At 42.1% G+C, this 12865-nt stretch carries 12 protein-coding genes; 4 read left to right on the top strand and 8 right to left on the bottom strand.

Going from position 1 to position 12865, the window contains the following annotated elements; genetic code table 11:
* The first annotated feature begins 62 nt into the window (after window positions 1-62).
* A complete protein-coding gene (locus tag LPAF129_RS05455; protein WP_265747252.1) occupies window positions 63-1673 on the top strand; it encodes an APC family permease in 1611 nt (536 codons plus the stop codon).
* 63 nt (window positions 1674-1736) lie between these two features.
* Here the strand turns inward: LPAF129_RS05455 and LPAF129_RS05450 are convergent, their stop codons facing one another.
* Window positions 1737-1985 carry a hypothetical protein gene (locus tag LPAF129_RS05450; protein WP_244055150.1) on the bottom strand — a complete coding sequence of 83 codons (249 nt, stop codon included), beginning with the start codon at window positions 1983-1985 and terminating at the stop codon, window positions 1737-1739.
* A 128-nt stretch (window positions 1986-2113) separates the two neighbouring features.
* Window positions 2114-2965, bottom strand: a complete 852-nt coding sequence (locus LPAF129_RS05445; RefSeq protein ID WP_244055149.1) for an aldo/keto reductase — start codon at window positions 2963-2965, stop codon at window positions 2114-2116.
* Window positions 2966-3146: 181 nt separating this feature from the next.
* Between LPAF129_RS05445 and LPAF129_RS05440 the strand changes: the two genes are divergently transcribed.
* Both LPAF129_RS05440 and LPAF129_RS05435 read left to right on the top strand, forming a co-directional pair.
* The gene (locus tag LPAF129_RS05440; protein ID WP_244055148.1) at window positions 3147-3434 is read left to right on the top strand and encodes a type II toxin-antitoxin system RelE/ParE family toxin; all 288 of its coding nucleotides are present in this window, start codon (window positions 3147-3149) and stop codon (window positions 3432-3434) included.
* 14 nt (window positions 3435-3448) lie between these two features.
* Window positions 3449-3742: a HigA family addiction module antitoxin gene (locus LPAF129_RS05435; protein ID WP_244055147.1), complete on the top strand. Its 294-nt coding sequence runs from the start codon at window positions 3449-3451 to the stop codon at window positions 3740-3742.
* A 117-nt stretch (window positions 3743-3859) separates the two neighbouring features.
* Here LPAF129_RS05435 and LPAF129_RS05430 read toward each other — a convergent pair whose 3' ends face one another.
* The 4 genes from LPAF129_RS05430 to LPAF129_RS05415 all read right to left on the bottom strand — a co-directional run bounded on the left by LPAF129_RS05430 (window position 3860) and on the right by LPAF129_RS05415 (window position 9742).
* Complete coding sequence (locus LPAF129_RS05430; protein WP_244055146.1) at window positions 3860-5281, bottom strand: anion permease; 1422 nt, start codon at window positions 5279-5281, stop codon at window positions 3860-3862.
* An 81-nt stretch (window positions 5282-5362) separates the two neighbouring features.
* Window positions 5363-6760, bottom strand: a complete 1398-nt coding sequence (locus LPAF129_RS05425; RefSeq protein WP_244055145.1) for a flavocytochrome c — start codon at window positions 6758-6760, stop codon at window positions 5363-5365.
* A gap of 399 nt (window positions 6761-7159) precedes the next feature.
* The gene (locus tag LPAF129_RS05420; protein WP_244055144.1) at window positions 7160-8539 is read right to left on the bottom strand and encodes a class II fumarate hydratase; all 1380 of its coding nucleotides are present in this window, start codon (window positions 8537-8539) and stop codon (window positions 7160-7162) included.
* Between the two features lie 309 nt (window positions 8540-8848).
* On the bottom strand, window positions 8849-9742 hold the full coding sequence (locus tag LPAF129_RS05415) for a LysR family transcriptional regulator (RefSeq protein WP_244055143.1): 894 nt from the start codon (window positions 9740-9742) through the stop codon (window positions 8849-8851).
* Between the two features lie 152 nt (window positions 9743-9894).
* On the opposite strand from LPAF129_RS05415, the gene LPAF129_RS05410 reads away from it, so the two are divergent.
* The gene (locus LPAF129_RS05410) at window positions 9895-11709 is read left to right on the top strand and encodes a plasmid pRiA4b ORF-3 family protein (protein WP_244055142.1); all 1815 of its coding nucleotides are present in this window, start codon (window positions 9895-9897) and stop codon (window positions 11707-11709) included.
* A gap of 383 nt (window positions 11710-12092) precedes the next feature.
* On the opposite strand, the gene LPAF129_RS05405 is transcribed toward LPAF129_RS05410, so the two are convergent.
* The gene (locus LPAF129_RS05405; protein WP_244055141.1) at window positions 12093-12374 is read right to left on the bottom strand and encodes a helix-turn-helix domain-containing protein; all 282 of its coding nucleotides are present in this window, start codon (window positions 12372-12374) and stop codon (window positions 12093-12095) included.
* On the bottom strand, window positions 12367-12720 hold the full coding sequence (locus LPAF129_RS05400; RefSeq protein WP_244055140.1) for a type II toxin-antitoxin system RelE/ParE family toxin: 354 nt from the start codon (window positions 12718-12720) through the stop codon (window positions 12367-12369). Before LPAF129_RS05400 ends, LPAF129_RS05405 begins: the two co-directional genes overlap by 8 nt.
* Window positions 12721-12865: the final 145 nt, after the last annotated feature.

The raw sequence follows: 12865 nt of genomic DNA, 5'->3' as shown, positions 1-12865 counted from the left end.
AGTCTATTGTGAGTTTTTTTGAACTTTGTCATTCTAGATTTAAATAAAAGAGGTAATTAACATTGGAAAGTACTAAGAAGAACTTCATCAGCTGGCCCGTGCTAGCGATGATGGGGTTCGTAACTGTGATTGGTTTTGAAGATATCATGTATAACTTCAAAAACCAAGGAATGGGTGTCATCACGTCTTGGGTCATTATGATGATCTTGTACGTGGCACCCTACTCATTAATGGTCGGCCAACTCGGCTCCGTTTTTAACTCCGAGGGTGGCGGACTTAGTTCTTGGATCCGTGGAACTAATAACGAATTTCTCGGCTACTTTACCGCCTGGACTTACTGGGCTGCTTCGATCCCTTACGTGGTTGATACTGCGCAATCGGTCATTGTCGGTTTCGGTTGGGCCTTTACCGGTGATTACAAATTTCAAGCCGCTTTACCTAACTCTGAATTTACGCTTTTGACCTTTATCGTTTTCGTGGCCTTTATTTTTATTCAGCGTCATTTGTCAAATTCAATGGAATTTTTATCAACTCTGGGTGGAATTGCCATGTTTGCCATGACTGTCTTATTCATCTTGATGTCCGTGACTGGCTTAGTTCAATCTGGCGGTCATATGGCGACTCAACCGATGAACATCCATACGATCTTTCCAACCTTTAATTTGAAATACTTAACGACAATTGGGCTATTAATTTATGCGATCAACGGCTGTGAACTAATTGCTCCATATGTTACTCAACTCAAAAAGCCAAAAACTGAATTTCCCAAGGCCATGTTGACCTTAGTTTTAATGACGACCTTCTTAACGATTTTCGGTTCATTTTCACTGGGAATCTTCTTTGACGCCAATCATTTGCCAAATGATTTAAAAATGAACGGTGACTACTACGCCTTCCAAGCTCTTGGCAAACAGTACGGTGTCGGCAATCTCTTCATGTACATCTATGCCTGGACCGCGGTTGTTTACATGTGCGCCCGTTTGGCAGTCTTATTGGATGCCATGACGCGGATGTTAATTTCCGATACCGGCAGCAAATACATGCCAAAATTTCTGCGTAAGAAGAACAGCGCTGGTTTGCCAGTTAATGGTTACATTTTAACCACTGTGTTGTCTGGCTTTATCATGTTGTTGGGCGTCTTTTTGCCAGAAATGAACGACATTTTCAACTGGTTGCTAAACTTGAACGGCATTATTTCTCCAGGTGTAACATGTTGGGTCTTTTATGCCTTTATGCGGATCCGCAAGAATTCATCCAAGTTCCAGTCTGACTATGTCTTTATCAAAAATGACAAAATCGCCTATGGCTTTGGCCTTTTCTTGTTGGTCGTCACTGCCATTGCCACCGTCTTTAGTGTGACACCACAAGACGTGACAGCTTACAGCGGTACTTGGTGGTATGAATTAATCATCAACATCGTCGCTGTCATTATCTTGATCGGTTTGGGCGCTATCTTACCGCTGATTCGCAAACGAGAAGAAAAATATGGTGATGCCTTTGACCGTCTCCAGTGGATCAGCATGATCACCTTAACCGTTGTCGCCATTATTTCAATGGTTTGGCTTGGTGGTGCCGGCCACTTCATCGCCATCGCTGTCATCGCCTGCGCCTACTTCCTACTTGTCTGGTTGATTGGTCGCAGACAGCCTGCCATGGTGCAAGAACAAGACTAATTTTATATTAAAAAGGCTCTAAATCCTGGGAACGGATTTAGAGCCTTTTTTGTATAGGATCATCTAGTAGTTAACATTTTCCAGTCCATAATTGCTCTTGTCATCAGCTGAACCAATCTCCTGATTAAACTGTGATATTACTGCCGGGTCGTCCTCCCAGATTGGAGGATATATCTCCTGAAATAGAGGGGTAAACTGCAGCGTTCTATCTGATAATTGCTTCAATTCAAACTCTTGCTGATCTTTGATTTGAAAACTTGCCGGGACTGGTAAAAAGATGACAGTTCCTTGTTTCCTAGCCTTAATTTTCAATTGTTCCACTCCTCTCAGTTATTGTTGTTGTCATTATAACGCAAGAAAATAGCCGTGACCTCCTCCAATCAGCCCCGACTATTATTGTTAATTTTTACAAGCTGGTCCACTTCTTATTGCATTTTCCCTTAGTTCACGGCTAATGGGACCCGATGATCTGGGCTTGGATATTCCCGGTCCAATTGTTTTAATTCAGTTGGAGTTAGTTCAATTTCTGCAGCTTTAACATTTGCTGCCACATGTTTAACCTGACTGCTTTGAGGGATCGCAATCGTGTTGCCGGCGTGAATTGTCCACGCCAATAAAATTTCGTGCGGACTAACCTGATGTTGCGCTGCAATTTCTTGAACCACTGGGTTAATCAACATCGTCGTGTGTAACTCGTTATGTTGTCCACCCACTGGACTATACGCAATTAAAGGCAACTCGTGTTCTGCTTGCCAGTCGGTTAGGTTAAATTCGATTCCCCGCGTTTCCAAGTTATACAGATTTTCGTTGGCTGCGACATTTTTTCCTGTCGGCAACTGCCATAGCTCTTCCAAATCAGGCACATCAAAGTTCGAAACTCCCCAAGCACGGATCTTGCCAGTTTGTTTTAAGCGGTCTAGTTCCGCAATCGTTTCAGCTAAAGGAATATTTCCACGCCAGTGGTACAAATAGAGGTCTAAATAATCAGTTTGTAGTCTTTGCAAACTAGCATCCAAGTGCGCCTCCATTTGCGCCTGAGAAGCATTGTTTGGCAACACCTTAGAAATCAAGTAGATCTCAGACCGTTGATATGGCGCCAAAGCCTGACCAACCAGTGTTTCTGAGTTACCATCACCATACATTTCTGCAGTATCAACTACCTTAGCTCCCGCATCAAGGCCGGCACGAATTGCTTGGATTTCCTGATCTTCTTTGGTTGGGTCATCGCCCATATGCCAAGTCCCGATACCAATAGCTGGCACCATTTGTCCTGCAAGTTTAACTTCTTTCATCTGCTCACTCCTCAATTTGTCAAAACTAGTCTATCATTGCCCTTACTATACCAGCCGAGAAAAACGTTCGTAAAGTCAGGACTATCAGAGAGCTAAATAATTTCCATTTTATTATATACACACTTTACATATACACGTATTAAGGGTATAATATAGTTAAAATAACAAAAGGGAAAATACCATGATCAAAAATTTTGCAGATAAGGAAACCAAGAAAGTTTATGCACAAAAATTTTCCAAAAAGTTCCCCCACACGATTCAAAAAATAGCTTTGCGTAAATTAATAATGCTAGATAATGCCGCAAATCTCAATGATTTAAGAGTCCCTCCCGCTAATCATTTGGAACAGTTATCAGGTAATCGTGAAGGGCAATACAGTATTAAAATTAACGCACAATATCGAATTTGTTTCTCAGTTGAAAATCAAAATGAGTTTGTTGCTGTTGAAATCGTCGACTATCATCACTAAAGGAAGTGAAAACAATGAATAAAATTCCCACACCAAAAATTAGCGAAATTTTACGTGAAGAATTCATGGAGCCATTGTATCTTTCCGCTTATGCACTAGCCAAAAACATTAATGTTCCAACCTCTAGAATCCAAGATATTTTGCATGATCGGCGCCAAATCACAGTCGATACCTCAATTAGATTAGCCAGATTTTTCGGGGTTTCCGACCAATATTTCTTAAGTTTACAAAACGACATCGATCTTCGTAATGCACAGAAAGAGCGAGGCGCTGAGTATCGCCAAATTCAACAATATCAACTTGGCTGACCCGAATTCCTAATTTAATAATATAAATTTACCCAAAAATTGCCAGCTGGTTACGGATTTAAATCCAACCAACTGGCAATTTTCTTTTTTACAATTTATTACAGTTCAACGTAATTCCTACCAAATTCCGATTACTTTAGTCCACAAAGTTCCGACTCCCAGCCAGATAATCATGTAGACAAAAGCTAAGACAAAGTTCATCTTCCACCATTCACCTTGAGTCACATACTTCGAACCAAAGTAAATTGGAGCTGGACCAGTCGCGTAATGTGTTGTTGAACCCGCCAAGTTACCGAAGAAGCCTAACATTAAGGCAGCCAACAAAGGTGGTACTCCGGCGGCAATCGCTACCCCGAGTAAAGCAGCGTACATCGCACTAACATGGGCCGTTGCACTGGCAAACATATAATGACTATAGAAGTAAATCAAAATCACCAGCAATAAGACCACGAACCAGTTCATGTTACCCAAACCACTCACGATCAACTTACTAAACCATGGAATAAAGCCCAATTTGTTCAATTGAGTTGCCATCATAACCAGAACAGAGAACCACGTCAAGGTGTTCCAAGCACCAGTTTCCTTTAAGACATCTTGCCAGCTTAAAACACCAGTCAACAATAAGAGTCCTAAGGCAACAAAGGCTGTGGTTGTCGCATCGATACCAGTCAAACTCCCAGTCATCCAGGAAACCAACGCCAAAATGAAGATCCCCGTCATGATTTTTTCAGAAACTGAGAACTTCCCCATTTCCTTTAACTGATCATCAGCCCATTGTTTAGCGTTCGGAGTTTCTTTGATTGTTGGCGGATACATCTTGTAAATCAAAAATGGGATCACCACTAAAGAAATCACTCCAGGCACTAAAGCCGCTAAGAACCATGACATCCAACTGATGTTGACCTTAGCATCGCTGGCAAAGGCTTGCGCTAGCGGATTACCAGCCATTGCTGTCATGAACATTGCTGACGTAATAATATCGCCGTGATATTCCGCAAAAACTAAGAACGAACCGATTTTTCGCCGAGACTCATCATCGTCAGCCTTGGACCCAAAAGCATCCGCTAATGACTGAATAATTGGGAAAACAACCCCACCGGCACGCGCCGTGTTACTAGGTGTTGCTGGCGCTAACACAAGATCGACCCCGATAATCGAATAGGCTAGGTTTAGCGTTTTTTTACCAAATAACGACACAAAATTTAACGCGATCCTGCGCCCTAAGCCCGTCTTAATGAAACCACGGGAGATAAAAAAGGCCATTGCAATCAACCAAATACTACTGTTCCCAAAACCAGCTACCGCAGTATCAATATCAACGACCTTGGTTAAGGTCAAGACTACAAAGCCAATGATAGACACTGCTCCAATTGGCAACGGCTGGGTAATACAACCCACGATCGTTGCCAGAAAGATTGCGAACATGTGCCAAGCTGCTGCGGATAACGCAACTGGTCGCAATGGGGTGCACAGCCAGAGGACCAGGCCAATTAGCACCGGCCAGAAGAATTTTTTATACTGCTCCTTACTTAATAACACATCTATCACCTTTCCTCGTGCTAGTTTGGGTCTTTGACATTAAACCCCCAAACTAGCACTTTGAGCGAATCAACCTAACGCTTACTCTAAACTAGTCAGATATTTGTAAGCTTGCTGACCAGTTTGCCGACCAAAGACTACGGTTTCAGCGATTGAATTCCCACCGATCCGGTTATTTCCGTGCAGCCCGCCAGCAACTTCTCCACCAGCGAATAAGCCGGCGATTGGTGTGTCATCCTCTGTCAAAACGTGGGACTGAACGTCGATTTTCAAACCACCCATCGTGTAGTGCACTGCGGGAGCGATATGAATAGCTTCATAACCGCCATGGTCGATCGTCCGTTCCATCCCTGAATCCCGACCGAATACACGATCGGTTCCGGTGGTGACTGCTTGATTCCAGGTTGTCACTGTTGTTTGCAGCTGGTCAGGGTTAGCCCCAATCTCTTGCGCTAATTCTGCGAGTGTCTCGCCATGTTTGACCAACCCAATGTGATCATAAAAGTTGATGGCTGGCACATTTTCCCGAATGCCTGCATCATAAACCAAGTAAGCACTCTTTTCTGGCAAAGCATTGATTGCATTAGTGACATTCTTCCGGGTGTCTAGCTCGTTCACAAACCGCTGACCCTGGGCGTTAACCAAAATGGCACCTTCACCCCGAGTGGCTTCACCAATTAAATAGGCATGACCAGTGTCTTGTTGAACCGTTGGATGAACTTGAATCTGATCCATGTCCACCAATCCTGCACCAATTCCTTGAGCTAACTTGATTCCATCACCGGTGGCGCCATCCTGATTGGTCGTTTGATAACCTTCCAGGTCTGGGCGATACTGCTTGATCATTTCCTGGTTCGCACCAAAACCACCGGTTGCCAAAATCACTGCTTTAGCACTTATTTCCCGGGTGATACTATCAGGTAATTGAACTCGCAAACCAGTGATTTGTTGGTCTTCAGCCATTAATTCTGTGACTGTCACGTTGGCAACCAACGGAATTTCTTCTTTTTCAACTTGCTTCAATAATTCAGTCACTAAATATCCACCAATGGCAGCTTTGCTGGCGGGACGGTGGGTCCGCTTGATTTTCATCCCACCAGTGATCGTGATGTCATTCAAAACGATTCCCCGGTCAGCCAACCAATCAATTGCCAAGGCACCATGTGAGGTGAAATATTGCAGCATGTCCTTATTATTGAGGCCTCCGCCACCTTTGAGAGTTTCCTCATAAAAGTCTGTATAGCTATCCACAATGTGATGTTGCAACTGAAAATCTGTTTCGGCCGCGTTCATCCCAGACGATGCCCGGTTAGTATTGCCGCCCATCCGATCCATTTTTTCTAAAATCACTGGTGAAAGGCCAAGCTCTTTAGCCTGCAGTGCTGCTACTAGCCCGGTCCCCCCTGAACCAATGATCACTAAATCATATTTGTCTTTTAACTGTGCTAAATCTGTTGGCTGAAAAATGTATTTTGCCATCTTGGTGTCGCTCCTTTAAATGAGGTTGAGGGTCTTAGTCGAGCTATGTGAAACAGAAAGTTCCGCTTATCACAACCCGACCTTCAATGCCTAAACCGCATTAAAGGCCCGGTCACGATAATGCTCGCTTTCTCCCGTTTCACTCCGCTCTGTTTTTCTTAGTCGAGCTATGTGAGGCAATAGATTCCGCTGATTCAACTAGGACAGCACATCGCTGAAATATGCGATATTCTGCCCTAGTCCAATCATGCTCGTCTCTTAACCGCCTCACTCCGCTCTGTGTTCTTTTAGTCGAGCTACTCAAAGCAGCTTCTTCCGCTTATCTAAGACCAGCCTTCAATGCCAAATGCGCATTAAAGGTTGGTCTCTGATAATGCTCGGAAGCTAACCGCTCTGTGATTAGATATTCGTCATCTTCAACGGATCTACCCACTCATCAAACTGTTCTTCTGTCACCTTGCCTGAGGCCAACGCAGCTACCTTCAATGTTGTGCCATTCTTATCCGCTTCTTGCGCGATTTTTGCACTGTCATGGTAGCCAATATGTGGCGATAAAGCCGTCACTGTCATCAATGAGTTCTGGACTAATTCCGTCATTCTTTCTTCATTAACCGTCAAACCATGAATCATCTTATCAGCAAAACCAGTAATCGTACCCCTCAACAAATCAGCTGATTCTAGGAACGCCTGAATTAAGACTGGTTTATAAACATTCAACTGGAAGTTTCCTTGTGATGAAGCCATGTCCACGACCACGTCGTTACCCATGACTCGCACAGCTGCCATTGTAATGGCTTCTGCCTGCGTTGGATTAACTTTTCCTGGCATGATCGATGAACCTGGTTCATTAGCTGGAATATTTAATTCGCCGTAAGCTGCCCGAGGACCACTGGCCAAGAAACGGACATCGTTGGCGATCTTCATGCAGTCAGCTGCCAAAGTCTTCATGGCACCATGCACCACGTTCAAGCCGGAATGTGCTTCTAGGCCGTAAAACTTATTAGTTTCTGCATTAAATTCCATCCCATAAATTGCACTAACTTTTTCAGCAATGTCAGCCGCGAAATGTGGATCAGCATTCAAGCCAGTTCCAACCGCTGTACCGCCCATTGGAAATTCTAACAAGGTGGGAGCTAATGTTTGCAGGTAGGATAAGTCATGCTCCAACATGCTGACCCAGCCACTGACTTCTTGGCCAAATGTCAATGGTGTGGCGTCTTGCAAATGAGTCCGACCAACTTTAACGACTTTCCAATACTTGTCTTGTTTAACTTTCAATTCAGCAATCAAGTGGCTGACTGCTTCTTCTAATTCTTTAACTGCCACACTCGCTGTCATGTTCATCGCTGTTGGGAAAATATCGTTCGAGCTTTGTCCCCGGTTGACATCATCATTTGGTAAAATTTCAACGCCATCAGCTAGTTTCGTTGCCAAATGAGCGACAACTTCATTCACATTCATGTTAGTTTGCGTTCCTGAACCCGTTTGATAAACTTTCAGTGGGAAGTCCGCGCGCAAGTCTTCATCTGATAAAGCCAACAGTTGATCGATAGCCTTAATGATTGGTTGTGTCCTTTCAGCTGGTAACTGGTCTTCCTTTTCATTAGATTGTGCGGCCGCTTTTTTTATTTGTAATAATGCTTTGATAATTTCTAGTGGAATATAGCTACCGGTTGGGAAATTATTGCGACTCCGTTCTGTTTGGGGTCCCCAGAGTGCTGTTGCGGGAATTTCAACTTTTCCAAGTGTATCTTCTTCAATTCTAATATCTTTAGCCATGTTCTTTGACCTCCTATAATATCTGAGAAAACAACATCAATTAACTACCATTCAATTTATGTTGATCATAAATTCACATAAAATGACCGGAAAATATCCCACTAATTTTCTTTTGAACACTGTCATCATAGTGCTATAAATCGGGTATAGTCAAACATCGTAGTGCTCATAAATTAAATTTATCACCCTGACACAGCAAGGGATGCAGGTACTGATTTTTGTTGATTCTCCATAATTTTAAAAAATTAATTATTTTTTCACAATCAATCATTAAAAAAGCCTTCAGTAAATTTGTGACTGGCAGGCTGATTATTTGTGCAATTTTTCTTTAATTTTCAGTAACTCTCCAACCAAGCCTCGCTCCTGCTTTTTTAACAGATAATTTTTGCGCGTCACAACTGAGATCGTAAATTTTTCTGCAAAACTATCAGTTAATGCTGTGCATTTCAAATGATCACCTAATGCCACCGCATCACCCACCAAAAGTGCGATCCCCGCATTTTGTTCGACCATCCGCTTCAAGATCGAAATACTTTGGGTTTTAAAAATGACGTTGGGTTCAAAACCATCTTCATGGGCGTAATGTTCCAGTACTTGCCGGTGAATAAATGTACTATCCAAACTAATAAATTTTTCATCGTGCAGCTGGGTAAAAGAAATTTGGGAGTAATCCTTGAGCCAATGCTGGTTAGAAGAAATAATCGCAAAATTGCGGTCAGTAATTTGCGTTGCAGCCAGGCGGTCATCATTGATCGGGGCAAAGCTGCCCAATAGCGCCAGGTCAATTTTCCCGTGCAATAAATCTTTGGTCAGCTGCTCTGAGCCAGATTCGTCCACCACTAAGTTTTGTAGTAACCCCGCATCCGCTAATTCTGATGCAACTAGCGGCAAGTATAAGTTACCAATGATTGGTGGTAACCCAAAGCGAATTTTTTGCGAAGAAAAATTGCCGATCTCGACCGTCGCCAACTGAACTTCATTTAAAATCTGAGTGGCATGTTCATATAAAATTTGCCCGGTCGGCGTTACCGTCAGAAAATTTTGCGAGTGGTCGCGCGAAACCAGTTTGGTCTGGAGATTCTTTTCCAACCGTTTAATTGCCAGTGTGACAGTTGGTTGTTTGACATTAAAACGCTTAGCAGCCTCTGTAAAACTGCCAACCTGGCACAAGTAACAAAAATACTGTAAATCATTTAACTTCATGACGCTCCCCCTCATCCGTTCACACCAAGATCTACTATGAATATTGTAGCAAACTTGACCAGCCTGAAGACAACTTATTATAAGATTATCTTGTCTAAGTAGTGTAGAATTATCACTAATAACTACTTTAGTCAAAAAAGGAGCTTAATCCAATGACCTTAAAGAAAATCTACTTTGGTACACTTGGTGTTTCACCAGACAAATTTACCGGTGGCTTAGCCCAGGTCACTACCAATCCACAAAATACTTTGATTGATTATAGTACGATCCAACCAAATTCTAAAAAAGACCGGCCGAGTGCCTATTTTCCTAAGAAAACCAATAGCTATGCAGTCGCAATTTTAGGGAACGAAGCTTACGAAGCAGTGGCGGCCGAACGGTTAATTCGTGCCTTCCGCTATGCCAAATATTTGGGGATTCCCATCGCGGTCTTTACCACTGCCCAAATTAGCCAAGGATTCATCTTAGGGCAAATCCGCTTAGACCAACTCCAACTCAATAATCTCCAGCGTATGCCTACACGTCGTGAATTAGTAGACCCTGTGATTGTTTTAAGTCAATTGCCAGATAATAGTACTGACGATAGTTATGTCTACAATAATGATGGTGAAATTTACAAAAAACTACGCCAGTTACGTGCGCTAGAAATGCCCGATGCTCACGCAAAATTATCCGCTAAGCTCTTAGATTCATCTACTAAAACCTTAGACTTAATTTTGAATCGGCCAACCTACTGGAACCTGCGCTTATTTACCAACCTTCTTATCGAGAAAATCAACCAAGCTCCGTCATTGGTCCAAAAAGACGACCTCGCCATAACTGACGAGCTTGCTTTTATCAATGAGGAAGCAAACTCCTTAGATGAACTCTTTGAAGAAATCTTTTCGAACAAAATCATCGGAAAATTTGATCAAATGGCTCAGGCCAAAATCGATAGTCCTCAAGTAATTATCAACTTGACCACTAAGTTCCAGGAAATTTACGTTGATTGTCTAGAAGAAATTGAAACCTTAGCGACAGTTAAGTTGACGAACCCTGAGATCAAAAAGTTCGCGCAGAGATTCAGTCATAAATACCAAGAAGTCCTTGATTTTATCAATCAGATCATTGCTGATTACACTGAGCAGCTCCGTAAAACCCCCTTGTATCGACCCGCAGATGAAGATAACGTCTTTGAACCCCATTTTTCATTGACCGATCATAGTCAGGAAATTAATGACTTTGTAGAGTGGTATGACAACTATGAATCAACAAAAGCAGCTCAGACCACAACTATAAACGAGGCGGTAGACAAGCCAACGCAACAACCGCTGTACCAATTTCGGGCTGATTTAGTGGGAGCAAAGCCTAAAATTTGGCGACGTTTCGAGGTTAGTGGGCTGAGAAACATGCAAGAACTAGCACAAATCATTATGATTCTCTTTGATATGGAAGGTTCCCACCTATATGCACTCACTAACCTGATTGGTGACCAGGAGCGACGTGAAAGTGGAACAATCTCATCTGAAAAAGAATTACGACAAGAAATTAAAGAACAACATGCCAAGATCCTTCAAAGTGATGATCCTCAAGCAATCATTGCTGATCTCCAAAAACTGATTGCTCGTCTTTCAGGTGGAAACGTTTCTTATGCCATGCCTTTTGACGAAAGTGACGAAATTAGCAGTTCCTTTAAGGATGTTCAACCTGGCGAAACGCTCTTACAAGATTCTCGGGCCAAGGAAAATACCAAATTCCGCTTTGAATATGACTTTGGCGACGACTGGCGAGTGGACTTAAAAGTCGAAAAAATCAGCTCAATCACTTATCCAGGAGTTGCTCCTACCAAAGTGCTGAAAGGCAAAGGCGATGGCATCGTGGAAGACATTGGCGGAATTGGGGCCTTAATGCACTACCAAGCTGAGATGGGGCTGGGAGATTTTGATAAAACTGGCTATAATCAAACCTTATACAATGAAAGACTTTAAAGCAAACAGCGTGGAGTGAGGCGGTTAGAAGATGAACACTAACAGACTTCCAGGCATGATGGCTAAAAGCAGGTTAGGCGGAATCTTCTGAGTTTCGCAGCTGGACTAGAAAAAAGCACCATCGTTCAAGTTGAAATTTCACTTGAGCGACGGTGCTTTTGTTTACAGAAGTTTGAACGACTTATGTTTGATTCTACGTTTGCGTTCGGAAGTTTAAGCAACTTACGTTTGGTTCTGCATTTGCGTACAGAAGTCCGGGCAACTTACGTTGGATTCTGCGTTTACGTACATAAGCTTGAGAGACTTACGTTTGAATTGACGACTCACTGTCCGCTCTTTTAGTCGAGTTCCGTGAAACAGAAATCGCTGCTCTGCGTTTGTAACTAAACTGGACTAAAACTAATTGTTAGACGCCGGTTAGTTGCTTGAGCAATTTCCGCCAAGATTTTAGTCGAAGCATTCATTGAGCCATTTTCAATTCTAGCAATCGTCGACTGTGGCTTACCAACTAACGTAGCGAACTCTCGTTGACTCAACGCTAATTTTTCTCTTAAATCGCGAACTTTAACTGCTACTTCTAAATTAATATTTTCTTGCTCAACTAAATTGGCAAATTCAGGTTCTTTTTCACTACGCCTTGCAATGTAATCATCAATTTTACTCATTTTTAAACCTCTTTTTCAAAAAAATTTTTCGTCTGTTACGAGCAATCTTCTTTTCACTTTCGGGTGTTTTAGAAGACTTCTTAGTAAAGGCATTTGTAATTAAATAACTAGTACCTTGAACTTGAAAATAAATAGCTCGCTGAATATTTGAAGCTCGTTTAGAACGAATTTCATAAAGATTATTCTCTATTTTCTTAATCCATTCCTGCCTTTCCGCAATTAGTAAGCCATTTTCTTCAATTTTTTGAATTGTTACAACTAATTTTGCTGCATCTTTACTAGGTAATTGATTTAAAAAATGTTCAAATTCATCCCAGTCATAATAATCAAACTGTATTTTCTTCATGCTTTTATGATAGCACGTACGCTATCATAAAAGCAAATTAACTAATTTAAATTCCTAATATTTTTCTTAAACATCTACAGAAAAAATCCGGGTTCCCTTTAATCAGAATCCGGATTTGTTAATTAAGATATATGATGTTGAAGTA

Origin of the sequence: Ligilactobacillus pabuli, from assembly GCF_022836475.1 — a bacterium.
GTDB classification, from domain to species: Bacteria; Bacillota; Bacilli; order Lactobacillales; family Lactobacillaceae; genus Ligilactobacillus; species Ligilactobacillus pabuli.
Note: the sequence above shows the minus strand (reverse complement) of the source record. Positions and strands in the feature narration are given on the sequence as shown.

What these genes read in the sequence shown, in the direction of transcription:
- LPAF129_RS05440 (WP_244055148.1), top strand. Translation starts at nt 3,147, where the DNA reads ATGATCAAAAATTTTGCAGATAAGGAAACCAAGAAAGTTTATGCACAA.
- LPAF129_RS05435 (WP_244055147.1), top strand. Translation starts at nt 3,449, where the DNA reads ATGAATAAAATTCCCACACCAAAAATTAGCGAAATTTTACGTGAAGAA.
- LPAF129_RS05410 (WP_244055142.1), top strand. Translation starts at nt 9,895, where the DNA reads ATGACCTTAAAGAAAATCTACTTTGGTACACTTGGTGTTTCACCAGAC.
- LPAF129_RS05420 (WP_244055144.1), bottom strand. Translation starts at nt 8,539, where the DNA reads ATGGCTAAAGATATTAGAATTGAAGAAGATACACTTGGAAAAGTTGAA.
- LPAF129_RS05400 (WP_244055140.1), bottom strand. Translation starts at nt 12,720, where the DNA reads ATGAAGAAAATACAGTTTGATTATTATGACTGGGATGAATTTGAACAT.
- LPAF129_RS05445 (WP_244055149.1), bottom strand. Translation starts at nt 2,965, where the DNA reads ATGAAAGAAGTTAAACTTGCAGGACAAATGGTGCCAGCTATTGGTATC.
- LPAF129_RS05405 (WP_244055141.1), bottom strand. Translation starts at nt 12,374, where the DNA reads ATGAGTAAAATTGATGATTACATTGCAAGGCGTAGTGAAAAAGAACCT.
- LPAF129_RS05425 (WP_244055145.1), bottom strand. Translation starts at nt 6,760, where the DNA reads ATGGCAAAATACATTTTTCAGCCAACAGATTTAGCACAGTTAAAAGAC.
- LPAF129_RS05415 (WP_244055143.1), bottom strand. Translation starts at nt 9,742, where the DNA reads ATGAAGTTAAATGATTTACAGTATTTTTGTTACTTGTGCCAGGTTGGC.